Annotated in this window: 30 protein-coding genes; 17 read left to right on the top strand and 13 right to left on the bottom strand. The window is 62.0% G+C overall.

The features are described 5' to 3' along the window. Window positions 1-26: 26 nt before the first annotated feature. From ACGYK2_RS07395 to ACGYK2_RS07385, 3 genes are all read left to right on the top strand, one after another. The gene (locus tag ACGYK2_RS07395; RefSeq protein WP_271688156.1) at window positions 27-1,475 is read left to right on the top strand and encodes an extracellular solute-binding protein; all 1,449 of its coding nucleotides are present in this window, start codon (window positions 27-29) and stop codon (window positions 1,473-1,475) included. Window positions 1,476-1,545: 70 nt separating this feature from the next. Then, the gene (locus ACGYK2_RS07390; protein ID WP_271688155.1) at window positions 1,546-2,295 is read left to right on the top strand and encodes an ATP-binding protein; all 750 of its coding nucleotides are present in this window, start codon (window positions 1,546-1,548) and stop codon (window positions 2,293-2,295) included. Window positions 2,296-2,480: 185 nt separating this feature from the next. Continuing rightward, complete coding sequence (locus tag ACGYK2_RS07385) at window positions 2,481-3,329, top strand: DMT family transporter (protein WP_271688154.1); 849 nt, start codon at window positions 2,481-2,483, stop codon at window positions 3,327-3,329. Here the strand turns inward: ACGYK2_RS07385 and ACGYK2_RS07380 are convergent. Next, the gene (locus ACGYK2_RS07380; RefSeq protein ID WP_271688153.1) at window positions 3,295-3,759 is read right to left on the bottom strand and encodes an NUDIX domain-containing protein; all 465 of its coding nucleotides are present in this window, start codon (window positions 3,757-3,759) and stop codon (window positions 3,295-3,297) included. The genes ACGYK2_RS07385 and ACGYK2_RS07380 overlap by 35 nt on opposite strands. 66 nt (window positions 3,760-3,825) lie before the next feature. Between ACGYK2_RS07380 and ACGYK2_RS07375 the strand changes: the two genes are divergently transcribed. Both ACGYK2_RS07375 and ACGYK2_RS07370 read left to right on the top strand, forming a co-directional pair. Beyond that, window positions 3,826-4,623 (top strand): alpha/beta fold hydrolase, encoded by a 798-nt coding sequence (locus tag ACGYK2_RS07375; RefSeq protein WP_271688151.1) that lies wholly within the window; start codon window positions 3,826-3,828, stop codon window positions 4,621-4,623. Next, complete coding sequence (locus tag ACGYK2_RS07370; protein WP_271688150.1) at window positions 4,610-5,752, top strand: alpha-D-ribose 1-methylphosphonate 5-triphosphate diphosphatase; 1,143 nt, start codon at window positions 4,610-4,612, stop codon at window positions 5,750-5,752. Before ACGYK2_RS07375 ends, ACGYK2_RS07370 begins: the two co-directional genes overlap by 14 nt. Before the next feature lie 2 nt (window positions 5,753-5,754). Here ACGYK2_RS07370 and ACGYK2_RS07365 read toward each other — a convergent pair whose 3' ends face one another. The 3 genes from ACGYK2_RS07365 to ACGYK2_RS07355 form a co-directional block, all read right to left on the bottom strand. Further along, window positions 5,755-6,825: a 5-(carboxyamino)imidazole ribonucleotide synthase gene (locus ACGYK2_RS07365; RefSeq protein ID WP_271688149.1), complete on the bottom strand. Its 1,071-nt coding sequence runs from the start codon at window positions 6,823-6,825 to the stop codon at window positions 5,755-5,757. Beyond that, entirely contained in the window at window positions 6,818-7,303 is a 486-nt protein-coding gene (gene purE / locus ACGYK2_RS07360; protein WP_209218256.1) for a 5-(carboxyamino)imidazole ribonucleotide mutase, read from the bottom strand. The genes ACGYK2_RS07365 and purE overlap by 8 nt, the downstream gene beginning before the upstream one ends. 95 nt (window positions 7,304-7,398) lie before the next feature. After that, a complete protein-coding gene (locus ACGYK2_RS07355; protein WP_067267347.1) occupies window positions 7,399-7,623 on the bottom strand; it encodes a YdcH family protein in 225 nt (74 codons plus the stop codon). Window positions 7,624-7,786: 163 nt separating this feature from the next. On the opposite strand from ACGYK2_RS07355, the gene ACGYK2_RS07350 reads away from it, so the two are divergent. From ACGYK2_RS07350 to ACGYK2_RS07340, 3 genes are all read left to right on the top strand, one after another. Further along, entirely contained in the window at window positions 7,787-8,200 is a 414-nt protein-coding gene (locus ACGYK2_RS07350) for an Hsp20 family protein (RefSeq protein ID WP_067267324.1), read from the top strand. 4 nt (window positions 8,201-8,204) lie between these two features. Then, the gene (locus tag ACGYK2_RS07345) at window positions 8,205-8,423 is read left to right on the top strand and encodes a DUF1150 family protein (protein WP_007119022.1); all 219 of its coding nucleotides are present in this window, start codon (window positions 8,205-8,207) and stop codon (window positions 8,421-8,423) included. 78 nt (window positions 8,424-8,501) lie between these two features. Next, the gene (locus tag ACGYK2_RS07340) at window positions 8,502-9,380 is read left to right on the top strand and encodes a PhzF family phenazine biosynthesis protein (protein WP_271688148.1); all 879 of its coding nucleotides are present in this window, start codon (window positions 8,502-8,504) and stop codon (window positions 9,378-9,380) included. A 59-nt stretch (window positions 9,381-9,439) separates the two neighbouring features. Here ACGYK2_RS07340 and ACGYK2_RS07335 read toward each other — a convergent pair whose 3' ends face one another. Further along, the gene (locus ACGYK2_RS07335) at window positions 9,440-11,152 is read right to left on the bottom strand and encodes a bifunctional sulfate adenylyltransferase/adenylylsulfate kinase (protein WP_271688146.1); all 1,713 of its coding nucleotides are present in this window, start codon (window positions 11,150-11,152) and stop codon (window positions 9,440-9,442) included. Window positions 11,153-11,345: 193 nt separating this feature from the next. Further along, window positions 11,346-12,350, bottom strand: coding sequence for a thioredoxin-disulfide reductase (gene trxB / locus ACGYK2_RS07330; protein ID WP_271688145.1), 1,005 nt, complete (start codon window positions 12,348-12,350; stop codon window positions 11,346-11,348). Window positions 12,351-12,566: 216 nt separating this feature from the next. On the opposite strand from trxB, the gene ACGYK2_RS07325 reads away from it, so the two are divergent. Continuing rightward, window positions 12,567-13,067 (top strand): Lrp/AsnC family transcriptional regulator, encoded by a 501-nt coding sequence (locus ACGYK2_RS07325; RefSeq protein WP_067267317.1) that lies wholly within the window; start codon window positions 12,567-12,569, stop codon window positions 13,065-13,067. A 2-nt stretch (window positions 13,068-13,069) separates the two neighbouring features. On the opposite strand, the gene ACGYK2_RS07320 is transcribed toward ACGYK2_RS07325, so the two are convergent. The 5 genes from ACGYK2_RS07320 to lgt all read right to left on the bottom strand — a co-directional run bounded on the left by ACGYK2_RS07320 (window position 13,070) and on the right by lgt (window position 17,161). Continuing rightward, window positions 13,070-13,783: a Hint domain-containing protein gene (locus ACGYK2_RS07320; RefSeq protein ID WP_271688143.1), complete on the bottom strand. Its 714-nt coding sequence runs from the start codon at window positions 13,781-13,783 to the stop codon at window positions 13,070-13,072. A gap of 271 nt (window positions 13,784-14,054) precedes the next feature. Beyond that, entirely contained in the window at window positions 14,055-14,198 is a 144-nt protein-coding gene (locus ACGYK2_RS07315) for a hypothetical protein (protein WP_271688141.1), read from the bottom strand. Window positions 14,199-14,469: 271 nt separating this feature from the next. Further along, the gene (gene pgeF, locus ACGYK2_RS07310; protein ID WP_209218251.1) at window positions 14,470-15,225 is read right to left on the bottom strand and encodes a peptidoglycan editing factor PgeF; all 756 of its coding nucleotides are present in this window, start codon (window positions 15,223-15,225) and stop codon (window positions 14,470-14,472) included. After that, window positions 15,222-16,280, bottom strand: coding sequence for a class I SAM-dependent methyltransferase (locus tag ACGYK2_RS07305; protein ID WP_271688139.1), 1,059 nt, complete (start codon window positions 16,278-16,280; stop codon window positions 15,222-15,224). The genes pgeF and ACGYK2_RS07305 overlap by 4 nt, the downstream gene beginning before the upstream one ends. Then, window positions 16,277-17,161 (bottom strand): prolipoprotein diacylglyceryl transferase, encoded by an 885-nt coding sequence (gene lgt, locus ACGYK2_RS07300; RefSeq protein WP_271688138.1) that lies wholly within the window; start codon window positions 17,159-17,161, stop codon window positions 16,277-16,279. The genes ACGYK2_RS07305 and lgt overlap by 4 nt, the downstream gene beginning before the upstream one ends. A 94-nt stretch (window positions 17,162-17,255) precedes the next feature. Between lgt and ACGYK2_RS07295 the strand changes: the two genes are divergently transcribed. The 5 genes from ACGYK2_RS07295 (at window position 17,256) to ACGYK2_RS07275 (ending at window position 20,424) form a co-directional block, all read left to right on the top strand. After that, a complete protein-coding gene (locus ACGYK2_RS07295; RefSeq protein WP_067267308.1) occupies window positions 17,256-17,498 on the top strand; it encodes an accessory factor UbiK family protein in 243 nt (80 codons plus the stop codon). 301 nt (window positions 17,499-17,799) lie between these two features. Then, window positions 17,800-18,300, top strand: coding sequence for a YbjN domain-containing protein (locus ACGYK2_RS07290; RefSeq protein ID WP_394374270.1), 501 nt, complete (start codon window positions 17,800-17,802; stop codon window positions 18,298-18,300). A 30-nt stretch (window positions 18,301-18,330) separates the two neighbouring features. After that, complete coding sequence (proC, locus tag ACGYK2_RS07285; protein ID WP_271688134.1) at window positions 18,331-19,146, top strand: pyrroline-5-carboxylate reductase; 816 nt, start codon at window positions 18,331-18,333, stop codon at window positions 19,144-19,146. Next, window positions 19,139-19,477 (top strand): tRNA-binding protein, encoded by a 339-nt coding sequence (locus tag ACGYK2_RS07280; protein WP_271688133.1) that lies wholly within the window; start codon window positions 19,139-19,141, stop codon window positions 19,475-19,477. The genes proC and ACGYK2_RS07280 overlap by 8 nt, the downstream gene beginning before the upstream one ends. After that, complete coding sequence (locus ACGYK2_RS07275; protein WP_271688131.1) at window positions 19,474-20,424, top strand: D-glycerate dehydrogenase; 951 nt, start codon at window positions 19,474-19,476, stop codon at window positions 20,422-20,424. Before ACGYK2_RS07280 ends, ACGYK2_RS07275 begins: the two co-directional genes overlap by 4 nt. Here ACGYK2_RS07275 and ACGYK2_RS07270 read toward each other — a convergent pair. Then, complete coding sequence (locus ACGYK2_RS07270; RefSeq protein ID WP_067267300.1) at window positions 20,421-21,002, bottom strand: thymidine kinase; 582 nt, start codon at window positions 21,000-21,002, stop codon at window positions 20,421-20,423. The genes ACGYK2_RS07275 and ACGYK2_RS07270 overlap by 4 nt on opposite strands. Before the next feature lie 77 nt (window positions 21,003-21,079). Next, window positions 21,080-22,204: a beta-ketoacyl-ACP synthase III gene (locus ACGYK2_RS07265; RefSeq protein WP_271688129.1), complete on the bottom strand. Its 1,125-nt coding sequence runs from the start codon at window positions 22,202-22,204 to the stop codon at window positions 21,080-21,082. 416 nt (window positions 22,205-22,620) lie between these two features. Here ACGYK2_RS07265 and ACGYK2_RS07260 point away from each other — a divergent pair, with 416 nt between their 5' ends. The 3 genes from ACGYK2_RS07260 to ACGYK2_RS07250 are packed head-to-tail and all read left to right on the top strand — an operon-like array spanning window position 22,621 to window position 25,411. Further along, complete coding sequence (locus ACGYK2_RS07260; RefSeq protein WP_271688128.1) at window positions 22,621-24,324, top strand: TadE/TadG family type IV pilus assembly protein; 1,704 nt, start codon at window positions 22,621-22,623, stop codon at window positions 24,322-24,324. Continuing rightward, entirely contained in the window at window positions 24,321-24,851 is a 531-nt protein-coding gene (locus tag ACGYK2_RS07255; RefSeq protein ID WP_271688127.1) for a TadE/TadG family type IV pilus assembly protein, read from the top strand. Before ACGYK2_RS07260 ends, ACGYK2_RS07255 begins: the two co-directional genes overlap by 4 nt. Next, window positions 24,848-25,411, top strand: a complete 564-nt coding sequence (locus ACGYK2_RS07250; protein WP_271688126.1) for a TadE/TadG family type IV pilus assembly protein — start codon at window positions 24,848-24,850, stop codon at window positions 25,409-25,411. The genes ACGYK2_RS07255 and ACGYK2_RS07250 overlap by 4 nt, the downstream gene beginning before the upstream one ends. The last annotated feature ends 49 nt before the right edge of the window (window positions 25,412-25,460 follow it).

The raw sequence follows: 25,460 nt of genomic DNA, 5'->3' as shown, positions 1-25,460 counted from the left end.
GCCCCGGCGTATTGGAGGATCGAATCGTGTCAGGCGGCCGCAGGTTAACAAGGCGAACGGTTTCAATCGGATTGGGCGCCGGTCTGAGCACGCTGATCGCCGCTCCGGCATTCGGTGAGGCGATCGATATAAAGGTGACCGCGCAGGCCCGCGAATTGGGGGGAAACGCCAAGACGCTTTCGGTGCTATTGCCTGAAGGGTCGCGGGCCAATCTCGCGCCGGTTGCAAAAGCCTTTACAGAACGGACCGGGGTCGCGGTCGACCTACAAGAAGTGCATGTAGATCAGATCAACGCGGAACTGATGCTTAATAGTGTGCTCGGGGAGGCGCGATATGATGTTGCTTTGCCCGCGACGTTTGGTCTTGCAGATCTGGTGGCCGCAGGGGCGGTCCATGCTTTGGATGGCTTCGCCGCACGCTATGAACCGCCGGGGTTTCGCGACCCTATGCTTTATCAAGAAGGGGACAAGTTCGACGGTAAAACCTATGGATTTCAAACGGATGGCGACGCCTATTTGATGTTCTACCATCGCGAGATGCTGCGCGATCCGCATGACCAAGCGCGCTACGCCGATCGTTTCGGCTATCCACTTGTTCAGCCAGAAACTTGGCAGGAACTGGACCGGCAAATCCGGTTCTTTCATGCACCAGAGGCCGGTCGATATGGCGGATTGTTGTTCCGCACGCCGGGGTATCTCGCATGGGAATGGTGGGTGCGGTTTCACGCCAAGGGCTATTGGCCTCTGTCCCCCGATATGACGCCGCAAATTGCAGATGACGCGGGTGTCGCGGCGCTGGAAGAGTTGATTGCGATCACGGACTGCCTTGCCCCCGAAACTTCGAGCCTGGGGCTGTTTGGAAATTGGGCGCGTTACGCGAAGGGTGATGTCTATTGCAATATCGGCTGGGGCGGAACGCAGAAATACCTTAACTCCCCTCGATCATTGATGCGCGGACGGATGGTTTACGGGCCAACCCCCGGAGGGCAGGTGGGGGAGGAACTGCTCGAAATCCCCTATTTCAATTGGGGATGGAGCTTTGTGATCAGCGCGGCATCGACCCAGAAAGAACTCGCCTATCTATTCGCCCTCTTCGCGGTCACGCCAGCAATGTCGACACTTGCCGTTCGGCAGCCGGACGGGTTTTTCGACCCTTTTCGTAATGAGCACTACAGTGACCGGGGCGTGGAAGCGGCCTATTCAAAGTCTTTTCTTGAGGTGCATCGCGCGGCGCTTAAAGGGGCGATTCCCGATTTCTATTTGAAAGGGCAATCAGAGTATTTCCAAACATTGGGAAGGGGATTGGATAAGGCGCTTCAGGGTGAGGTTTCGCCGAAAATGGCCCTGACCAGGGTGGCAAAGCAATGGCAGTTGATCACCAGCCGGGTTGGACGCGAAAGGCAAATACAAAGGTGGGCGCGCCTGCGAGCGAAATATCCGCCCAATGCGCGTCGATTGCTACGGGATATCGCTTGATGGAACTTTTAGTTTTAATTCGGGTTAGCAGGGCGTTTTGCTCATGCGCTGATCGCAGGGAGGTCGCGATATGACGCAGCGGCTGTTAAGGTTACCTGCCGACCATGAGTTACCTTCGCGCGAAGAGCCGCAGCCTCTCGGGCCTGATGCAGAGGAGTTTATCCATCTGGTAAGTCACGATCTGCGCGGCTCCATTCGCGCGTTGTTGGAACTGCCTGAATGGATCGCCGAGGATATTGAGGAGGCGGGACTGGAGGTAAGCGCTTCGGTCCACAGTTCCATCGCCTTGTTGAAGCGGCACGCGCGGCGGTTGGATCGAATGCTAGTCGACTTGCTTCAATACTCGCGCGCCGGAAGGGGGGGCAATGCGACTGTGCTTGAGGTTCGTCAGGCTTTTGATGCCGCGGTAAAGGAAGTCGGGCTGCCTAGTGGTTTCCGGGTTGATCATCATTTCGGGTGCGACTCTTTCGTCGTTGACGATCAGGACCTGCACTGGCTTTTCGTGGCGTTGATTGGAAACGCGCTCAAGCATCATGATCGGTTTTCCGGGCGGGTCGAGGTAGTGGTAAAAAACGAAGGGGAGGCCATGATGCTCACCGTTTCCGATGATGGGCCGGGAATACCGTCGCGTTATCATGAGCGTGTCTTCCAGCCGATGACCACTTTGCGGTCGCGCGATGAGGTTGAAGGGTCGGGCTTGGGGCTGGCCTTGGTTCGCAAAATCGCAGCGGCTTATGCGGGCCATGCCTGTTTGGTATCCACCGGTGCTGGGCGCGGTGCGACTGTATCCGTGCGTTTGGAGGGCGTGGCTATGACATAGCATAGGTGAAACCCCGGGGAGCCAAGGAACCCCTCTGCCGCCACTATCGAATTGCAGCGCGCGTACCGCCTTATCTCACCACAGCATTCAATGCGAAGGAGGAGATCATCACGTCCCAGTTAGAACCTTGTGCCAAAGGCATTCCGCGCTTGGCGCGGCTCGAGAGTGAGGCTAAGCGAGAGGTCATGCAGCTTTTCCTTCTTTCCGTCCTCACCATGTGCGCTTTTGCGGCGAACTCAATTTTGACCCGAATGGCGATGGACGGCGGGCATATCGATCCGGCGGGCTTTGCCCTTGTGCGGGTCGGTGCGGGGGCATTGGTTTTGGCCGTCTTGGTTGCGCTGCGGGGTGGACGGTTGCCGCTTTTGCGGCGCAACAGGATCGGCGGAGCCGTGAGCCTCGCTGTCTATATGATCGGGTTCAGTCTGGCGTATCTGACGTTGGATGCGGGGCTCGGGGCGCTCATCCTTTTTGGTGTGGTGCAGATTACCATGTTCACCTACGCCGCTTTGGCCGGCGCGGCGCCCACCGCGCGGCAGATTACAGGGGCTGCGGCGGCTTTTGCGGGGTTGGTTTTGGTCCTCTGGCCAGATGGGCAGGGTTCCACGGATCCAATCGGCGCCGGGCTGATGGTTCTGGCGGGGATCGGCTGGGCCGCCTATACGATCATCGGTCGCACATCGGGCGATCCGCTGGCGGCAACTTCGGCGAACTTTTTGCTCTGTTTGCCGTTCATGCTCATCCTGCCAGCTTTTGCGGGGGCGCATTTCAGCCTGACGGGGCTTTTATTGGGCGCGCTTTGCGGCGGGGTGACCTCGGGGCTTGGCTATGCCCTGTGGTATGCGGTGCTGACGCGGATCGACGGGGGCACGGCGGCGGTGGCGCAGCTAAGCGTGCCGATCATCGCCATCCTCGCCGGGGCGCTGCTCTTGGGTGAGCCGCTGAGCCTGACGCTGATCATCGCGACGGCCTTGGTTCTGGGCGGGATCGCTTGGGCGATCAGCGCAAAATCGGCTCCAAAGGATCGTAGGTGATCGCCGCCTCCGTCGGGCCAAAGGCAACTGTGCCGAGGCTATCGGGCTTGTGGGGGACTTGTGCCAGTTCCGCTTGGGTGACCCATCGATGCCGCGTGACGATGGCCTCTCGGTCTTGCCAATCGGGGGCGATTTGGGCGGATCCGAGGATGTGGCATCTGAAATAGATATCCACCTGATGGAAATCGCCGCCGGGGTCATGGAACTCATTGACCAAACAGGGCGCGCCGACAGAGATCGTGAGGCCCGTTTCCTCAAAGACCTCGCGGCGCAGGTTATCGGGGAGGGAGGCGCCGGCCTCCACCCCACCGCCGGGGGCGCACATCAGGCCCAGCCGATCATCGGCATAGGCGTTGACCAGCAGCAGCCGGCCTTCGTGCAGCAGCACGGCGCGGGCGGCCAATCGGGGGCAGGGTCGGGGCATCGGCATACTTTCGTCAGGTAACGCGCCAAGACCATTTCACAGTCGGGGCAATCAGTCTATCTGGGGGGCATGATGAGATTTTTCACTCTGCTGATTGCCGCGATCTGCTTGGCGATCCCCCTGCCTGCCGCGGCCGAAAACGCAGCGGGGCGCTGTGTGGTTTTGCTCCATGGGCTGGCTAGGACCGAGATGTCTTTTGCCGTGATGGAAGCCGCCTTGGCCGCCGAAGGCTACCGCGTGGTGCGCCCGGGCTACCCTTCGACTGAGGCCAATATCGCGGAATTGGCGAAACAGACCCTGCCGCGCGCAATTGAGGCCTGCGGCACTGCGCAGATCGATTTCGTGACTCATTCCATGGGCGGTATTTTGGTGCGCAAATGGGTGGCCGAGGCCGGTGCCGACCGGGTCGGGCGCGTAGTGATGCTGGGGCCGCCCAATCACGGCAGCGAGGTGGTGGACGAATTGGTCGAGAACCCTGCGTTCGAATGGTTGAACGGGCCCGCCGGGGCCGAGATCGGCACCGATGATGCGGCCTTGCCGAACCAATTGCCGCCGGTCCCTTTCGAATTGGGCGTGATTGCCGGCTCACAGTCGCTCAACCCCTATTTTTCGAGCCTTTTGCCGGGGCCGGATGACGGGAAGGTCTCGGTCGCCTCGACCCGTGTGGCGGGGATGAAAGATCATATCGTCCTGCCGGTGACCCATACCTTCATGATGAACAACCCGCGCGTTATCGCCCAGACGATGGCCTTCTTGAAAACCGGCAGTTTTGATCGGTCGATGACTTTTATCGATGGCGTCCTGAATGCGATCGGCTGCCCGGAAGCGGGCTGCCTGCCGGGGGTGGGAGGGGACGATGCCAAACCTTGATCTCGTCAATGCGGAGGTGCTTCACCCCGAGGGGCTGAGCCGCGCGCCGCTCTCTTTTGCCGACGGGGTGATTGCCGATGCCCCGGTCGGGCGGCCTGTCGATCTGACCGGCTTTCAAGTCTTGCCGGGGATCGTCGATCTGCATGGCGACGCGTTCGAGCGGCATCTGGCTCCACGTCGCGGGGCGATGAAGCAACTGTCCGAAGGGTTGGTCGCGGCGGAGGCGGAGCTTGCGGCGAATGGCATGACCACCGCGGTTTTGGCGCAATTCGTCAGCTGGGAAGGCGGGCTGCGGGGGCTCGCGTTCGCCGATCAGGTCTTTAGCGGCATCCGCGACACCGCGCCGGAATTGGTCACCGACATCCGCCCGCAGCTTCGGTTCGAGACCCATATGCTCGACCTTTACGACAGCCTGCCGCAGCGCATGGCGGATTGGGGCGTGGGCTATGTGGTGTTCAACGATCACCTGCCGCATGATCGTTTGGCGGCGGGCAAGACCCCAAAACGGCTGGTCGGGCAGGCGCTGAAGGCCGGGCGCAGCCCGGAGAGACATTTGGCACAGATGCAAGAGATGCACGCGCGGCGCGATGAGGTGCCCGCGGCCTTGGACCGACTCTGCGCGGAACTGGCGCAGCGTGGCGTTAAAATGGGCAGCCATGATGACCAAACCGCCGAGGGCCGCGCCCTTTGGCGGGCGCGGGGCGTGACGCTGGCGGAATTCCCCGAGACGCAGGAGGCCGCCGAGGCCGCGCATGGGGCGGGGGATGCGGTCATCATGGGCGCGCCCAATGTGGTGCGCGGCGGGTCGCATAATGGCAACCTTTCGGCGCTGGACCTGATCACCATGGGGCTTTGTCACGCGTTGGCGTCGGATTACCATTACCCTTCGCCGCGCCGCGCCGCCTTGATGCTGGCGCAGAGCGGATTGCTGGACCTTGCGGGCGCTTGGGCGTTGGTCTCATCCGGGCCGGCGCAGGTCTTGGGGCTTACGGATCGCGGCACGCTCGCGCCGGGCAAACGCGCCGATATCGTCGTCTTGGACAAGGCCACGGGGCGCGTCGCCGCCACTTTCGCGGCGGGGCGGGTGAGCTTCATGTCCGGCGCGGTGGCGGATCGGTTCTTCGGCTGACCTCAGCCGCGGGTGATCTGGTTTACATGACCCATCTTGCGGCCCGGCTTGACCTCGGCCTTGCCGTAGAGATGCAGCGCCGTGTCGCGGGCGCGGGCCAGTTCGGGCACGCGGTCCATGTCATCGCCGATGAGGTTGGTCATCACCACATCTGCATAGCGCTGCCCATCGCCCAAGGGCCACCCGGCCACGGCGCGGATATGCTGCTCGAACTGGTCGATGGTGCAGCCGTTCTGGGTCCAATGGCCAGAGTTGTGCACCCGCGGAGCGATCTCATTCACGATCAGCCCCTGCGGCGTGACGAAAAGCTCGACCCCCATAACGCCCACGTAATCCAGTGCGTTCAGCACGCGACCGGCAAGCAGCACTGCGTCGGTGCGCTGTGCATTGCTGATCTTGGCGGGCACGGTGGTGGTGTACAGGATGCCATCGCGGTGGACATTCTCACCAGGGTCGAAACAGGCAACCTCGCCCGTGGCACTGCGCGCGGCGATGACAGAGATTTCGGCACTGAAGTTCACGAAACCTTCGAGCACGGAAGGCGCACCGTTCATCTCGGCCCAAGCGGCGTCGAGGTCGGCATCGTCTTTCAGTCGCGCTTGGCCTTTGCCGTCATAGCCGAAACGGCGGGTTTTGAGGATCGCAGGCGTGCCGATCTGGGCCACGGCGGCCTTCAGGCTGGCGACGTCGGTCACATCGGCGAAAGGGGCCACGCGCAGGCCAAGGTCGCCGAGGAAGGTTTTCTCGGTCAGCCGATCTTGGGAAATGCGCAGCGCCTCGCGGCCTGGGCGCAGCGGGGTGATCGCCTCGACCACGTCGAGCGCTTCGGTGGGGATGTTCTCAAACTCGAAGGTGACGATGTCACAGGCACGGGCGAAAGCCTCCAGCGCCTTGTGGTCGTCATAGGGGGCGGTGGTCACCGCATGGGCCACATCGGCGGCGGGCGGGTTGGCGCCCGGCTCGAATATATGGGTGCGAAAGCCAAGCCGCGCGGCGGCGACGGAGAGCATGCGGCCCAATTGGCCGCCGCCCAGAATGCCGATGGTGGCGCCGGTTTGCAGGGGTTCAGTCATGCGGCACCTCGGGGATCGAAGCGCTGAGCGCATCGCGCCAATCGTCCAGCCGCTTGGCCAGTTCCGGGTCTTGCAGCGCAAGGATGCCCGCCGCCATCAGGGCGGCATTGGCTGCGCCTGCGGCACCGATGGCCATGGTCGCGACCGGGAAGCCGCGTGGCATTTGCAGGATGGAATAGAGCGAATCCACCCCCGACAGCGCCTTGGTCTGCACCGGCACACCGATCACCGGCACCCGGGTTTTGGAGGCCATCATGCCCGGCAAATGCGCCGCCCCGCCTGCGCCCGCGATGATGACTTGCAAACCCCGGTCCACCGCCGTCTTGCCATAGTCCCAGAGCCGGTCCGGGGTGCGATGGGCCGAAACGATGCGCGCCTCGAAGGGGATGTTAAGCTCGTCCAGCAGGGTTGCTGCTTCGCGCATGGTGGCCCAGTCGGACTGGGACCCCATGATGATGCCAACCGGGGGCGTGGTCATTGCTGCGGGCCTTCTCTTGGTGGATCAGAGCGCGCACTATACCCATCACGGCCCATCTGGCAACGCCGATTGCCGCGGGCCATGGGGATAATGGGTCAGGCGATGATATCGGGCGTCAGCCGGTCTTCGATCTGGGCGATCAGATCCTTGAGGCGCAGTTTGCGTTTCTTGAGGCGTTGCAGGGTCAGTTGATCTCCGGTGCCGCGTTCGACCAGCGCATGGATGGCGTCATCCAGATCGCGATGTTCCCGTCGAAAGACCTCAAGCTCGACACGCAGCACTTCGTCCGTTTTCATCGACAGATCGGTAGGGGCATTCATGGGCAGGTGATTCCGTTGGGCATCTGAACCTTGAATATAAGCGGTTGAGATCATTTGGCATAGCCCTTGCGCCCTTGCCCAAGCCCCCCCATATTCAATGCAACGGGCTGCCGGTTGCGGGGCCTGTGAAACACTGTCGCTTGACCTGATAAGGACGTGTCGCATGACGAAATTAACGCTTGCCTCTTACCCGCATATGCTTGGGTTTGAACAATTGGAACGGGTGCTTGAACGCAGCGCCAAGGCCGGAAACGAAGGTTATCCGCCGTTCAACATTGAACAAACCTCGGACTACAGCTATCGCATCACGCTGGCGGTAGCGGGTTTTTCGGAACAGGATCTGTCGATAACCGTTGAGGATAGACAGCTCGTGATCCGTGGGCGTCAGTCCGACGATGGCGAAGACCGGGTGTTTCTGCACCGTGGAATCGCCGCGCGTCAATTCCAACGCTCGTTCGTACTGGCCGATGGGGTCGATGTGGGCGAGGCGGTTATGGAGAATGGTCTGCTGCATGTCGACCTGACCCGCGCCAAGCCTGAAACGGTGGTTCAAACCATCAAGATCAAGAAGGGGTAACATCATGCAAGACGCAATCACCCACGGAAACGACCGTATGGTCTATGTCAAAACCATCGCTGTCGCCGACCTGCCGCGCGAGGTGCGCGATCAGGCCGAGGGGCTTGAGCTTCTCTATGCCGTTCACGATGCCGAAGGGCAGCAGCTTGCGCTGGTCGGCGACCAGAAACTCGCCTTCTCATTGGCGCGAGAGCATGACTACCGGCCAGTGATGGTGCATTGACGCCGCCCGGCACGACGATACGCTAAGCCCGATGCAAGGCCGCAGTCCGCTGCGGCCTTTTTTATTGGGAGCAGTCTTATGGATTTCGATTTCGACTGGGTAGACGCCTTTACCGACCAAGTCTTTGGCGGCAATGGCTGCGCCGTGGTGCATGGCGGGGCAGGGCTGCCGGATGAGCTATGCATGGCCTATGTGCGCGAAACATCCCTCGTGGAATGCACCTTTACCGGCCCGTCGGAGGTCGCGGATTTCAAGGTGAAATACTACCTCGCCAGTCGTGAGATACCCTTTGCGGGCCATCCCACCATCGCCACCGTCGCAGCGCTGCGCCATCGCGGGTTGATCGGCGAAGGGCCACTGCGGTTGGAGACCGGCGCGGGGATCGTTGAGGTCGAGGTGCGCGGCTCCCAGATCGCCATGACCCAGATCGCGCCGGTTTTCGGGGAGGAAGTGCCTGCCGATCTCGTCGCCAAGGTGGGCGGCTTGGTACCCGAGGATATCATCGCGCCGCCGCAGGTAGTTTCTACCGGGCTGCCGTTCTGTGTCACCGTTCTGCGCAGTCGCGCCGCCTTGGAAGGGCTGAAACTCAACCCCGAGGCGCTCGCGGCCTATAATGCCCATCTGGGGCAGGGCAGCGATATGATGGAGCCTTTTTGGGTCACCCTCGAGGGCGCGACCGCTGCGGGCAATACCTATGCGCGGCTGCTGCTGGCCCCGCCCAGCCCCGCCGAAGACCCTTTCACCGGATCGGCGACGGGTGCCATGGCAGCCTGTCTCTGGGCGCGCGGATTGATTGACAGCCCGAATTTCGTGGCCGAGCAGGGGTACCTCATGGGCCGCCCCGGACGGGCGGAGGTCGAGGTGCTTGGCCCCCGCGATGCGATCACCGGTGTCCGCGTGGCGGGGCAGGGGCGTGTGGTGATGTCGGGCCAAGTCTTCATGCCCGAGATGGCCTGACCCCAAACGTAAAACGCAGCCCCGAGGGGCTGCGTTGTTCTTAGCAGAGACTGAGCGGCTTACCCCGCGATCAGCCCCATGCTTTCGAGCTTCAGCAACACCTGATGCGCGCAGTTGTCGACCTCGACATTCTCGGTCTCCAGCACCAGTTCGGCGTTCTGCGGCACATCGTAGGGGTCGGAAATGCCGGTAAATTCCTTGATCTTGCCCTCCCGTGCCAGCTTGTAGAGCCCCTTACGGTCGCGGCGTTCGCATTCCTCGATGGAGGTTGCGACATGCACTTCAACAAAGGCACCAAAGCTTTCCACATCCTTGCGCACCGCGCGGCGGGTGGCGGCATAGGGCGCGATCGGTGCGCAGATGGCGATGCCGCCGTTCTTGGTGATCTCGCTTGCGACATAGCCGATGCGGCGGATGTTCAGATCGCGGTGCTCTTTCGAGAAGCCGAGTTCGGAACTGAGGTTTTTCCGCACGATGTCACCATCCAGCAGCGTCACCGGGCGGCCGCCCATCTCCATCAGCTTGACCATCAGCGCGTTGGCAATGGTGGATTTACCCGAGCCGGAGAACCCGGTGAAGAAGACAGTGAAACCCTGCTTGGAGCGCGGCGGGGAGGTGCGGCGCAACTCTTTCACGACCTCGGGGAAGGAGAACCACTCAGGGATCTCCAGCCCTTCACGCAGGCGGCGGCGCAGCTCGGTGCCCGAGATGTTCAGGATGGTGACGCTGTCCTTGTCCTTGATCTCATCCATGGCCTCATATTGCGCGCGTTCCTGCACCCAGACCATGTGTTTGAAATCGACCATCTCGATGCCCATCTCCTCCTGATGCGCGCGGAACAATTCCTGCGCGTCATAGGGGCCATAGAAATCCTCACCGGCGGAGTTCTTGCCGGGGCCAGCGTGGTCGCGGCCCACGATGAAATGGGTGCAGCCGTGGTTTTTGCGGATCAGCCCGTGCCAGACGGCCTCGCGCGGGCCAGCCATGCGCATGGCGAGGTTCAAGAGCGACATGGAGGTGGTGGCGGCAGGATACTTATCGAGCACCGCCTCATAGCAGCGCACGCGGGTGAAGTGATCGACATCGCCGGGTTTGGTCATGCCGACAACGGGGTGGATCAGCAAGTTGGCCTGCGCTTCACGGGCGGCGCGGAAGGTGAGTTCCTGATGCGCGCGGTGCAGCGGGTTGCGGGTTTGGAAGGCCACGACGCGGCGCCAGCCCAGCTTGCGGAAATAGGCGCGCAATTCGTTGGGCGTGTCGCGGCGGGCGCGGAAGTCGTAGTGCACGGGCTGCTGGATGCCGGTCACGGGGCCGCCGAGATAAACGTTGCCCGCCTGGTTGTGCAGGTAGTTCACCGCCGGATGCGCCTCGTCATCGGCGCCAAAGACCTTCTCGGCCTCGCGCGATTTGTTCGGGGTCCAGCGGTCGGTGACGGTCATGGTCGCGAGAATCACGCCCTCTTGGTCGCGCAGGGCGATGTCCTGCCCTACTTCCAGCTTCTCGGCGAAAGCCTCGGTCACGTCGAGGGTGATTGGCATCGGCCAGAGGGAGCCATCCGCCAGACGCATATTCTCGACCACGCTGTCGTAGTCCTCTTCGCCCAAGAACCCTTTCAGCGGGTTGAAGCCGCCGTTCATCAAGAGTTCCAGATCGCAGATCTGGCGCGGGGTGAGGTCGAGGCTCACCAGATTGCCCGCCTCCACCTTCAGCTTTTGCGAAGACTCGTAAGAGACGTAGAGTTCGGGGATCGGCGTGAGGTTGCTGGGCATCATGACTATCACTTTTCTTCAGGGAACAGGCGGCTTTGGTCCCGGCTGCCATAGCTGCAAAAGATGTGAAAAGTCTATAGAACTAAGGGGTGTCGCCCCGTTAAAGGCCGAAATCCCATGATCCGAGGGTGGCCTGCAATTCGGGTACTGAGGGGCGGCGGAAACCGGAATTATCTCCGCCGCGCCTTCGTCTGAGTTAAACGTCTTCCTTCACCTCGGCCCCGTAGCCGAGCGGGAGGGAGGTATCTTTGCCGTCATCGTCGCCCACTTCGGCAAGGAAGCGCTCGGCTTCGAGTGCTGCCATGCAGCCCATGCCGGCGCTGGTCACCGCTTGGCGGTACTTGTGGTCGGTCAAATCGCCTGCGGCAAAGACGCCGGGGATGGAGGTCTCGGTGCTGTCGGGTTTGGTCACGACATAGCCGCCCATGTGGGTCTCCAGCGTGTCTTTGACCAACTCGTTGGCAGGCGCATGGCCGATGGCCACGAAGACGCCCTTGGCGGGGATGTCGGTGATCTCGCCGGTCTTGGTGTGTTTGACCTTCACGCCCTCGACGCCGAGCGGGTTGTCGGTGCCGTAGACCTCATGCAACTCATGGAACCACAGCGGCTCGATCTTGGGGTTCTTCATCAACCGGTCGATCAGGATCTTCTCGGCGCGCAGCTCGTCCCGGCGGTGGATCAGCGTGACCTTGGAGGCGAAGTTGGTGAGGAACAGCGCCTCTTCCACGGCAGTGTTGCCGCCGCCGATGACCACGATCTCCTGACCACGATAGAAGAACCCATCGCAGGTGGCACAGGCCGAGACGCCGAAGCCCTTGAACTTTTCTTCGCTCTCCAGCCCGAGCCACTTGGCCCGCGCCCCGGTGGCGAGGATCACGGAATCGGCGACGTAAGTCGTGCCGCTGTCGCCCTTGGCGTGGAACGGGCGGCTCGACAGGTCGAGGTCGGTGATGATGTCGCCGATGATCTCGGTCCCCATGGCCTTGGCGTGGTCCTGCATGCGGATCATCAGGTCGGGGCCCTGCACCTCGCTGTCGCCGGGCCAGTTCTCGACCTCGGTGGTGGTGGTCAGCTGGCCGCCCGGCTCGATCCCCTGCACGAGGATCGGCTCCAACATGGCGCGGCTTGCGTAGACCCCGGCGGTATAGCCCGCAGGGCCGGAGCCGATGATCAGTACCTTGGTTTTACGTGTCTCGGCCATCTGGCGCCCCCGGGCTGTCATTGATATTGCCCGCCTCATATAGCGATAGCCGCGAAGCCGTTAAACCCCTGCCGTCACCGCCCCGTCATTACGCTTGCGTGAGCGGTGAGGGCGGTCGGCCTCAAGGGGCGCGATAAAGAATATTGCGCTTGTGTGAAACTTTATTGCGCGTACCACGCAGGCTGCTATAAGAATCGAAAATTCACTGAGGATGTTATGGCGGGTACACGACTTGATCCGATAGACCGGATGATCTTGGCCGAGTTGCAATCTGATGGCCGGATGACGAATGTCGAACTGGCCAAACGTGTCGGCATCTCTGCACCGCCCTGTTTGCGCCGGGTGCGCACCTTGGAAGAGCAGGGCTATATCAAAGGCTATCATGCAGATGTCGATGCGCGTGAACTGGGCTTTGAGGTGCAGGTCTTCGCCATGGTCGGGCTGGCCAGTCAGGCCGAGGCTGATCTGAGCGCGTTTGAAGAGAAATGCCGTGGTTGGCCGCTGGTGCGCGAGTGCCATATGCTGAACGGTGAGGTCGATTTCATCCTCAAATGCGTGGCACCGGATCTGTCGAGCTTTCAAAGCTTCCTGACCGGGCAATTGCTGACCACGCCCAATGTGGAAAGCGTGAAGACCAGCCTCGTGATCCGCGGGGCCAAGGATGAGCCCGGCGTGCCCTTCGACGTGTTGGAAGCGCGGCTGTCGACAGCGCCTTGAGATCAGCTGTCGGCGCGGTCTTCTGCCGCCTCGGGCGCGCGGGGGTGGGCGAGGGGGCCGAAATCCCGCCCATGCGCGATCTGCGGAAACATGGATAGAAAGCGATCCCGCAGGCCGGGTGTTGCGTCACGCAGCGCTTGAGCGCCGGGGTGAAACGTCTCCATCTCTAGCCCGCCTGCCTTGATCACCGCATGGCGCGACAGACAGATATGAAACAGGCGCACCGGAGTTGGCGGGGTGACCTCGATCACATTGACCCCATCCACGAATTCGCACAGCGGGGTGAGCAGGCGGCTGCCCTCCGCCTCGGCCCGCAGGTGGGGCGGCGTCTGGAGTACCCGTGCGGCGGGGCCGAGGGTGAGGAACGAACTCGGGCGCCCCTCGCCGAAACTGTCGGGCATGATGCGGATGAGGGGCAGCCGCCCACTGTCCGCCGGGATGAAACGGCTCGACCCGATCCAGATCAACTGCGCCGGACCTCCGGCACTCGTGTGGATCATGTCGCCGGGCTGGAGATCTTCGATGGCGATGTCGCCCTGCACCGTTTGGATTGGCGTCCCGCGGGCGAAGGCCGCGAAAGCGGCTTCGAAAAGTGGCGCAGTGGGGGCGGTGTCTTGCCCGATATAGAGCGACCCGTCGGCGCGGAGCGCGGCGACTTCATAGCTGCGCATCGGCGCGGGCGGCGGGCCTTCGGCTTTGGTGGCGGTCTCAGTCATGCAAAACCCTTTGTCGGCCCGGCTCAGCGGTGCCGTGGGCGGCATGCACCGGCGCGGGCTGACGGATACTGCGCCATGTTCTGCGGGATTTGTCAAAATATCCGGCCTGAGCGCTGCGCTTTGCGCGCCAATCTCGGCTGAATGCGGGGGCTGTTTCCGGGCCGGGTGCGTGATCGCCATATTCGCATGAAAACGCCCCTCGCAACGAATCAACGGCACGAGGGGCGGTCTGCTATACCGAGCGCGTGGCACCGGTACCGGGGGGAACTTCTCAGGCGGTCTTGCGGGCCGGCGCGTTGCCCGAGCGTTTGGCGATGAAAGCGGCGCGGCGCGCACCGCGGGCCCAAGGCATGACGGTGTCGTTCTTGGCCGCTGTCTCGACAACGGATTTGATGAAGCGCGGGTTCTTTTTCATGGCTCTGTTCCTCTTCGGGTCACGCGGGCATCGTTGCATCCACTATCGCAGTGCAATCGGGCCGGTTTTTGACCGTGGGCGAGAAACTTGTGGGAAATTGACGGGTTCGAAGGGCGATTTGGGGCGCCTTTGCCATACTTCGAAAAGTGTTAATTTTCGGTGGTTTGCAGGGGGTGCGAGAAACAATGGGGCCGCAAAGGGCTGATTGTGCCAGATTTCGCGACAGCAATGCGGCGCGAAGCGGGCAGGCTTTGCCGCAATCTCGCCCCGTTCAGAGGGTGATCGCCGAGAGCAAGCGGCCATAGTCCGCTTCTTTGGCGTGGGTCGTGCGCCGGTAGGAATAGAATCGCGCGGCATCGGCGTAGGTGCAATGCCGCGTCCATTCCGCATGGCCCACGCCTGCCGCGCGCAGCCGGTTCAGGCCAAAGCCGGGCAGGTCGAAATGCAGTCGGTCGCCTTCGCCTTGGGCAAAGTAGCGGGCAAACTCGGGGTCGGCATTCATGAAGTTGTCCAGAAACTCCGGCCCGACCTCATAGGCGCGCTGGCTGATGGAGGGGCCGATCACCGCGGTGATCTTTTCACGGGTGGCGCCGAGATCGACCATCGCATCGACGGTCGCTTCGAGTATCCCGTCAAGCGCACCGCGCCAGCCAGCATGCGCCGCGCCGACCACGCCGGCTTGTGCATCGGCGAAGAGCACAGGCTGACAGTCAGCGGTCAGGATCGACAGGGCGATGCCGGGGGTTTTGGTGACCAAGGCATCGGCGCGGGGTTTGTCGTCCTGCGGCTCCGTCACCGTGACGACGGTGGCGGAATGTACCTGATGCACGCCGACAAGATGGTCGGCAGGCAGGCCCATCGCCTCGGCGGCGCGGGCGCGGTTGATGCGCACGATTTCGGACTGGTCCGAGCTGCCGCTGCCGCAGTTCAGCCCGGAAAACACCCCCGATGACGCGCCGCCACGGCGGGTGAAAAACCCGTGCCGCAAAGGCGCAAGCGCATCGGATGTCAGAATTTCGAGCGTCATACTTCTGTCCCCGGGGGCGGGGTCTGACCTTTTTGGTAGAGCCCCATCACTTTGAACAAGTTTCCCATTTCCGCCGGGTGCGTCAACCGTCGATGTGCGGCAATATGGTTGCTGAGCGCGTCGCCGGTCAGCGCCTCGGCCAGTTTCTGCGCGCGGGGGGTGATGCCCAGCCGCTCCAGAAAAACGCCTTGGGTGACCACGCGGCTATGGGGGCAGGGGCAGGCGCGGGTCAGCGCCTCGAAATCGACATGGGCGGTCAGGTCGGCCTGCCCGGGATTGGCGAGGGGATCGGCGGGGCTGTGGTTCTCCAGCGCTTGCAGCGTGTCGCCCAAGGCGCGCCAATCGCCATAGTCGATGATCAGCCCCGCCCCGCCATGGGCCGCGATGCGTTTGCCGATCTCTTGCATGATCTCCGCCGCCGGGGCGCAAAGCTCAACAAGGTCGGCGTCCTTCGTATCCTCCAACCGATGGGTAAGGGCAGGCTGTGGGGTCACGGGGCCGAGGCCAAAGGTCAGCGCCCCCTCTGCCGCGCCCACCCGGCGCTCGGCCCAGCCTGCGCCTTGGCGGATGAATTGCCGGATTGGCAGCGCGTCGAAAAATTCATTGGCGACGAGGAACAGCGGCGCATCTGGCAGGTCAGCGGCACTCTCGGCCCAAGTGACCTCGGCCCCTCGCAGCGTCTCGCGCTGCACATCGCGTAAAGAAGGAGAGGCTTCGACCAGCGTGACCTGTGCCGCCGCCTGAAACCCCGGCACCCGCGCCGTGGCGCGCAGGATATCGGCCATCAATGTCCCCCGGCCCGGCCCAAGCTCGGCCAAAGTGAAGGGGGAGGGGGCGCCCTGATCTAGCCAGCTTTGCGCCAGCGACAGGCCGATCAACTCACCAAACATCTGGCTGATCTCGGGGGCGGTGATGAAATCCCCCTCCGGGCCGAAAGGCGCCCGGGTGGTATAGTACCCCCACTCGGGATGCAGCAGGCAGGACTGCATATAAGCGTCCAGCCGCATCGGCCCTTCCAGCGCGATCCGTGTGAGCAGATGGTCCTTCAGGCTCATGCCTGCCGCCGCGCTCGGATGATGAGGAAGACGCCCACGGCAATCATCGGCAGCGATAGGATTTGCCCCATGGTCAGCCCCCAGCCGCCGATATGCCACGCCAGCCCCAGCGGGTTGCCGGGGGTGACGAATTGCGCGTCGGGCTGGCGCAGGAACTCCACCGCGAACCGCGCCGCGCCATAGCCCGCAAGGAAAGTGCCGCCGATCAGCCCCGGCATTTTAAGCGCGCCGCGTTTCCACGCCATCCAGAGCAGGACGCCGCCCAAGAGCAGCCCCTCCAGCAGCGCCTCATAGAGCTGCGAGGGGTGGCGCGCGCAGATGCCCGCCACATCGGGGCAGAACTGCGCCGCTTCACCGGGGAAGGCCACGCCCCAAGGCAGATCGGTCGGGCGGCCCCAGAGTTCGGCATTGATGAAATTCGCAAGCCGCCCCAAAAACAGCCCCGGCGCCAGCCCCAGACAGACCATATCCCCGGTCGAAATCACCAGAATCCGGTGCCGCCATGTATAGAAAAGCCCCGCCAGAATGACCCCAAGCGCCCCGCCATGGAAGGACATGCCGCCCTCCCAAAGCTGCAAGATCGCGGCGGGGTTCGACAGGTAATAGGCCGGTTGGTAAAACAGCACATAGCCCAAACGCCCGCCAAGGATCACGCCCAGAATGACCCAAAAGAGCAGGTCCTCGACCTGACCGGGCTTCATGACCGGCGTGTCGTTCTTCCACAGATGGGGCCGTTTGACCGCCGCGGTGGCGACGCGCCAGCCCAGCAGAATGCCCACGATATAGGCCAGCGCATACCAGCGCAGCGCGAAGGTGGAACCAAACAGGGTCACCGAAAAGATTTCCGGCGCGATATCGGGGAAGGGGAGCATGGCTATCATGCTGTTGATTGAGCAAGGCCGCGCGGGGAAGTCAACCTTGCGAGTAAGGGCTGCGCGCCCCATATAGAGGCTAACAAACCTCCGGAGGCCAGACATGCAGACCCGTAACAAGTTTTTCGACGATGTATCACAGATGATGACAAACGCGATGGGCGTCGCCCAAGGCGCCAAGGACGAGGCCGAGACCGCCTTCAAGGGCATGCTCGACCGTTGGCTCGCCGATCGTGATTTCGTCACCCGTGAGGAGTTCGACGCGGTGCGTGCCATGGCGCAGAAGGCCCGCGAAGAGAACGAAGCGCTGAAAGCGCGGCTCGACAAGCTCGAAGCCAAGGACTGAACCCGATAGAATTTGATCAGCCGCCCCGGGCCGGGGCGGCGATCCTTCGCGTGGACAGAGGCCGTTTGCGGCCAGTCGCGCCCCCTGCCTCCAATTTATAGACGATTTCCGCGATTTACCCACAAGTTATTGCGGTTATCCCCTATCAATTGTGGTTATCCCCAAGAAAAAACTTGCCAGACTGTTCCGCTGCAAGCACCATATCTTGTATAGGTGATGTGAACTTACACGCCTATTTGTGCAGGCTTCCATGCATGGTGGGCCAGGTCCCGCCCCGTGGAGCAGATTGAGAGGTGGCGAAATGGCCCTGTCCGAGCATTACCTTGAAGAAGAAATCCACCCCATTGATATCGTTGAAAATCTCGCGGCTCATCATGATTGGGAATTCGACCGCGTGGCGGATGACCAGATCGCCATGGCGGTCGAGGGGCAGTGGCGGACCTATTCGATCACGCTGGCATGGTCAGCTTACGACGAAACGCTGCGCCTGATCTGCACCTTTGAGATGGAGCCTCCGGCTGAAAAACTGCCGGAGCTTTACGAATTGTTAAACCTCGTCAACGATCAATGCTGGGCGGCGGCCTTCAGCTTCTGGGCCGATCAGCAGTTGATGGTCTACCGCTACGGGCTGGTTTTGGCGGGCGGACAGGTCGCGGGGCCAGAGCAGATCGACACGATGATCGGTGCCGCCGTCATGAGCGCGGAACGCTACTATCCTGCGCTGCAATTGCTCGTCTGGGGCGATCAATCCCCAAAGGCCGCGATGGACGTCGCCATTGCAGAGGCTTACGGCCGGGCGTAACAAAGTCCCCGAACAACTTCGGGGGATAGGATGAAAGACGGGAGAGTGGCACGCGACGGTCTGGTTTTGCTGGGCTGTGGCAAAATGGGATCGGCCATGTTGGAAGGCTGGCTGGCGAAGGGGCTGTCGGCAAGCGCGGTCTGGGTCGTGGACCCGAAACCGTCCGATTGGCTGCAAGATACCGGCGTGAATCTGAACGCCGACCTGCCCGCCGCGCCAGCGGTGGTGCTGGTGGCAGTTAAACCGCAGATGATGGCGGACGCGCTGCCGACGCTTCAGGCGATGGGCAATGGTGAGACGCTGTTCGTCAGCGTCGCGGCGGGCACGACCATCGGCTATTTCGAAAGCGTCCTCGGCGGGGACACGCCCATTGTGCGGGCCATGCCCAACACGCCTGCCGCCATTTCCAAAGGGATCACCGCCATCGTCGGCAACGCCAAGGTGGGCAGCCGGTCTCTGGATGAAGCCGAAACGCTGCTGAGCGCGGTGGGTGAGGTCGTCCGCCTGACCGAAGAGGCGCAGATCGACGCGGTCACCGGGGTCAGCGGCTCCGGCCCGGCCTATGTCTTTCACATGATCGAATGCATGACCACTGCCGGTGTGGCCCAAGGCCTGCCCGAGGAATTGGCGATGCAATTGGCCAAGGCGACGGTCGCCGGGGCAGGGGCGCTGGCGATGCAGGCTGAAGAGGATCCGGCGCAGCTGCGCGTCAACGTCACCAGCCCCAATGGTACGACCCAAGCGGCGCTTGAGGTTTTGATGGATGAGGCCGAAGGCTTCCCGCCCCTTCTCAAGCGCGCAGTCGCCGCCGCGGCGGACAGATCGCGGGAGCTGGCCAATGGCTGAGATCACTTTCGACGATTTCCTGAAGGTCGATATTCGCGTCGGCACCGTGACCCGGGCCGAAGCCTTTCCGGAAGCACGCAAACCGGCGATCAAAATCTGGGTGGATTTCGGCGAGGAGATCGGCGAGCGTAAGACCTCGGCCCAGATCACCGCGCATTATACACCGGAAACGCTTGTTGGACGGCAGGTTGTGGCCGTGGTTAACTTCCCCGCGCGCCAGATCGGGCCTTTCATGTCTGAGGTGCTGGTGCTCGGCCTGCCCGACAAGGACAGAGAGATCGTGCTTTTGTCGCCCGATCAAAAAGTGCCCGAAGGAGGGCGGATGCATTGAAAAAGATATTGATTGCCAGACCCTTGCCCAAAGAAGTCACCGAAGCGTTGAAGGGCTGCGAAGTGACGGTGCGCGAGGAAACCGCGCCGCTTTCGGGCGAAGAAATGCGCGCCGTGCTGCACGACTATGACGGGGTGATGCCGACCCTGGGGGATGCTTTCTCGGCCGAGGTTTTCGCCGATGTGCCCGAGCCGCGCTGCAAGATCCTCGCCAATTTCGGCGTCGGTTATAACCACATCGACGCGGCAGCGGCCCGCGCGGCGGGGGTGGAGGTGACCAACACGCCCGGCGCCGTCACCGATGCCACGGCGGATGTCGCCATGACGCTTATGCTCATGTCCGCCCGCCGCGCTGCCGAAGGGGAGCGGCTGGTGCGCTCCGGCGCATGGGCCGGTTGGCACCCAACGCAGATGCTGGGTCTGCATTTGACTGGCAAGCGGGTCGGCATCGTTGGCATGGGGCGGATCGGGCAGGCCATCGCGCGGCGCTGCCACTATGGGTTCGACATGCAGGTCAGCTATTTCAACCGCAGTGAGAAAGAGCTCGATTTCCCCGCTACCCGTGTCGAGAGCCTGACCGCGCTGGCTGAAGCCGTGGATGTGCTTGTCATCGCCGTGCCCGGCGGCGGCGAGACACGGCATCTCGTTGATGAAACCGTTCTCCGCGCGATGGAGCCCCATGCCCATTTGATCAACATCGCCCGCGGCGATGTGGTGCAGGAGGCCGCGTTGATCGAAGCCCTGCAAGCGGGGCGCATCGGCGGTGCGGGTTTGGATGTCTATGAGTTCGAGCCCAAGGTGCCGCAGGCGCTACGCGATCTCGACAATGTTGTGCTGCTGCCGCATCTCGGCACCGCGGCGCATGAGGTCCGTGTCGATATGGGGCTGATGGCGGTGGCCAATCTGCAAGCCTTCATCGACGGAGAGACCGCGCCAAACCGGGTTTAACCGTCGCCCACAGCGGCGCGCCAGTGTTTGCGGCAGAGCGAGACATAGGTCTCGTTCCCGCCGATCTGCACCTGCGCGCCGTCCCGCATCGCTTGCCCTTCGGCGTCGCGGCGCACGACCATCGTGGCTTTCTTGCCGCAATGGCAAATGGTGCGCACTTCGCGCATCTCATCGGCCAGCGCCAGCAGGGTGGCGGAGCCGGGGAAAAGCTCACCCCGGAAATCGACGCGAAGGCCAAAACACATGATCGGCACGCCCAGATCATCCACCGCGCGGGCCAGTTGCCAGACCTGCTCGACCTCCAAAAACTGCGCCTCATCGACAAAGATACAGGCGCAGGGGCCTTGCTCCAACCGGGCTTCGATCTTGGCCAGAAGGTCTTCGCCCGGGGCGAAAGTATCGGCCTCTTGCCCGATGCCGATACGGGAGGCGATGCGCCCTTCGCCCGCGCGGTTGTCGAACTGCGCGGTGAGCAAAAAGGGCACCATGCCGCGTTCCACATAGTTATGCGCCGCTTGAAGCAGCACCGTGGATTTCCCGGCGTTCATGGTGGAGTAATTGAAGTAGAGCTTTGCCATGGGCAGGGTGTTACGCCGCCCATGACAGCGGATCAAGATGCAAACCCCGCCCTGATCTTAGGGCCGGGCGCCGCGGGTTAGCCGCGCTTTTTGACGATGACGGAGCCGACGGAATAGCCCGCCCCGAAGGAGCAGATCAGCCCAGTGTCGCCGTCTTCCAGATCGTCGGAGTTCTTGGCGAAAGCGATGATCGACCCGGCGGAGGAGGTGTTGGCGTAGTCTTGCAGAATGTTGGGCTGTTCGCCCGGCTCAGGCTCCCGCCCCAGCACTTTGCGCCCGATGAAATCGTTCATCGACTTATTCGCCTGATGCAGCCAGATGCGCTTGAGGTCGGCGGACTCCAACCCGTTGTCGGCCATATGCCCGCCGATATGGTCGGCCACCATGGGTAACACTTCCTTAAACACTTTGCGCCCATTCTGCATGAACTGCATATCGCGCCGGTCGCTCAGCCCATCGGGGCGGGAGCGGCGGAGGAAGCCGTTGTTGTTGCGGATGTTGTTGGAATATTCGGTTGCGCAGCGGGTAGAGATGACGTCGAAACAGGGGCCTTCGACATCTTCGGCGCGTTCCAGCAGCGTGGCGGTGGCCACGTCACCAAAGATGAAGTGGCAATCGCGGTCACGCCATTCGAGGTGGGCGGAGCAAATCTCGGGGTTCACCACGAGGGCGGAGCGGATGGAGCCGGAGCGGATCATATCCGCCGCCGCCTGAATGCCGAAAGTGGCCGAAGAACAGGCGACGTTCATATCGAAGGCAAAGCCCTTCACGCCAAGAAGCTTCTGAATCTCGATGGCCACGGCAGGATAGGCGCGCTCGAGGTTGGAGGCGGCGCAGATCACCGCGTCCACATCCTCGGCACTCTTTCCAGCGGCGGCGAGCGCCTTTTGCGCGGCATCAATGGCCATTTCGGCCATGAGGGAAGGCTCCTCATCCGCGCGCTGGCGCAGCAGGGGGTGCATCACATTGGGGTCCAGCACGCCGGATTTATCCATGACATAGCGCTGTTCAATGCCGCTGGCTTTGACGATGAACTCTTCCGAAGAATGCGCCTTGGCCTCCAGGGTGCCCGCTTCGATCGCCTCGGCATTCTCGGCATTGTAGAGGTCGGCATAGGCGTTGAAGGCTTCGACCAGTTCGGCGTTGGTGATGGTTTGCTGCGGCGTGAAAACGCCCGTACCGGTGATGGCGGCTTGATACATCGGTGTGATCCCTTTCTCTCCAACGGCATGGCTGGTCTGATAAAGCTGAGCAGCCCCGGGCGAATTGCAAGGGCCGTTGTCATGTCGGTGCACTTTGATGCAGGGGGCAGCAAGGTGCAGGTTCCATACTTTAGCGAAACCGCACAGGACTTGCCACGGCTTTGACGGGGCAGACGTGTGAATGCCGCTACAGTTGCGAATTTTGATCGCCCCGGCCCCCGCGCGCTGGCTTGACTATGCAACCGGAAGCGCGCAGTGATTGAGCATTAGCAATCATTAATTGAACGAGAACAGTCAGGGTTTTTTTGAGGCAGCGGCCCCTCCGGCGCGTGATTTACAGGTCCACCATCCGCGGATGCCGCAGCCTAAAGCACAGAATTTGCTTACGGATTCAACCTCCGAAAAAGAGAGGTGTCATGAGGCGCAGTATTATCAGTCGAATGCTTTGCGAGCGGGCAAAGCGTTTTCGCAAGGACGAGGGCGGCGGCATGCTGGTCCTCATGTTGGTCGTGTTTTTCGGGATCACGATCTTTGGCGGGCTGGCCGTGGATCTGGCGAACCACGAGCGGACGCGGACCACCTTTCAGACCCACCTCGATAATGCCGTGCTCGCCGCGGCGAGCCTGTCACAAGACCTCGACCCTGAAGAAGTCGTGCGCAGCTATCTTACCTCAGCGGGGCTCGATCCTTCCGAGGTGGTGATCGACTCGAGCGAAGAAAAGATCGGCGGCATTCTGGTGGGGCGTACCGTCGAAGCCTCGCTCCCCGCCGGGCTGAACACCTATTTCTTCCGGTTTTTCGACATCGATTCACTCGGGATGACGATCAGCTCTGAGGCGACCGAACGGGTTGAGGATATCGAGATTTCGCTGGTGTTGGATGTGTCGGGGTCGATGGGGGAGAGGACCAGCGACCGCAGCGGGATCAAGCTGACCCTGCTGAAGAATGCGGCCATCGACTTCGTCGATACGATCCTAAGCGATACCGAAGAGGGACGCGTATCGATTTCGATCATTCCCTATTCGACCAAGGTAAATGCGGGAGAAGCTCTGCTGGGCCAGTATTCGACAACCACCGAACATAGCTATTCCCACTGCGTGGATTTCGATGGGAATGACTATGGTTCCTTGGCGATCGACCCCCAACAACAGATGCAACGGACAGGGCACTTCCAGTTCCAGAGCATGTCGAGTTCCAACCAGGAAAGGGGCCAATGGGTTTGCCGTAAAGACGCAGGCTTTGAAATTACTCCTTTGTCAGACTCGGTCGCGGCGCTGAGATCGCAAATCCTCGCTTTGACCGCCGAAGGGTCGACGTCGATCGACGTTGGTGCGAAGTGGGGGCTGGCCTTGCTCGACCCATCCGCACAGGGGCCGGTGAGCGGCTTGATCGACGCCGGTCTGGTCCCGCAGGAGTTTCAAGGCCGCCCGCACCCGCACGGGGCTGATAACAGTATGAAGGTTCTGGTGCTGATGACGGATGGTGAGAACTTTCCGGAATACCGTCTTGAGCCTGAGTATGCTTCCGGCGAGTCGGATGTGATCCGCACCGATTACGGGTCGGTGGTGTTCTATACAGTGGATTCTGCCGAACGCTCCAACGAATACGACGGGGATAATTCCTATCCTGAAGACTACTTTTATGCGACCCACCCTTGGGGCTCTGATCGTAGGTGGGATGATTACACACTGCTCAATCACCCCAGTCTAAGGCAATATAGGGATCAGGGGCAGGAAGAACGGCTCGACTGGCCCGAGGTTTGGGCCGAGATGTCCCCATATTACTACGGCTATAACCTCTATGGCCGGCGGCGGACGACAAGCTGGTGGGGCGGATCGCAGACTTGGAGTTCCCGCGCGAATAGTTTTTGGAACAACATGCACGACACCATCAGCGCGAGCGAGAAGGACCGCCGTCTGCGCCAAATCTGCGGCGTCGCGAACACCGCTGGCGTCGTGGTCTATTCCATCGGCATGGATGTCGACAGCACCAACTCCCTCAGCCTGTTGAAAGACTGCGCCTCTTCCGAGGCCCATTACTTCGACGTTCAGGGTCTGGAGATCCAAACCGCCTTCGACATGATCGCGGCGTCCATCTCTATGTTGAGGCTGACAAAATGATCCGCTTCGTCAAAGACCGCTTTCGCCGGTCCGAGGCGGGCGGGGTCACCATTGAGTTCGTCATTCTCTTGCCGCTCGTCTTTTACTTCTTCTTCCTCGCGCTTGAGACGGGCCTGTGGAGCGCGCGTGAGATCATGCTGCGCCGGGCCACGAATTTGGCCGTGCGGGACGTGCGTTTGGCCACCGGTTCTGTGCCAGGCTATGACGCGATGAAGGCGCTGATTTGTGAGCGGTCGGTTTTCGATGCGGGCTGCATCGAGAATATCCGGATCGAGATGCGCGCCATGCCGATTGCCGATTGGGCTGATCTGAACGGGGCTGCCCCCTGTGTCGACCGGGATGAGGATTTCGACCCGGCCAATGGTTTTCTGCCCGGTCAGCAGAACAACCTGATGATGATGCGGGTCTGTCGTTTGTTCGATCCGCTTTTGCCGGGGACAGGCTTGGGCCGGAAATTGCCCGAAGGGTCGGATGGCACATATGGCGTGCGGGTCACCACCGCTTTCGTGACGGAGCCGCGCGGATGAGGGGGATCGTATTCAAACGTTTCGTCCAGTCGGAAGAGGGCAGCCAGACGATTGCCTTTCTGGTTCTGCTGCCGTTGTTGGTCTGGTCGATTATGGCGATGCTGACCTTTACCGATGCCTTTCGGGTGCGCGGGATGGCGACCGATGCCACCGCCGTCATCGCCGACAGCCTGTCGCGGCAGACGACGCCAATTAACGCCGCTGATCTCTTGGGCCTGCAATCGGTGGCGGAGCAGCTCACCGGTTACGAAGTCTCTCTGCGCGTCACCCAGGTGCGGTGCATTCTGAATTGCGACAGTCTGGACCGCCGGATTTTGGCGGTGGATTTCTCGCAAGGCATCGGGCTGGACAGCCTGCTCGACCTCGACTTTATCGCGGGGCTTTCGCGCGAACGGGTGCCGCTGATGGCCAATGGTGACCGTCTGGTGTTGGTGGAGACTTCTTTCATGCACGAGCCGATTGCGCAGATCGGCTTGGAGGGCACGGAGGTCAACGTCTCGCATGCCACGCGAATGCGTTTCGCGCCTCAGCTTTGCTGGATCCGGTGCATCATCAGCTAAGCGGGCACCGATGCCCAAATGCGAAAGGGGCCGCCCGATGGGCAGCCCC

Source organism: Sulfitobacter sp. 1A10359 (genome assembly GCF_043558145.1).
In the GTDB taxonomy this organism is placed as follows: Bacteria; Pseudomonadota; Alphaproteobacteria; order Rhodobacterales; family Rhodobacteraceae; genus Sulfitobacter; species Sulfitobacter faviae.
Note: the sequence above shows the minus strand (reverse complement) of the source record. Positions and strands in the feature narration are given on the sequence as shown.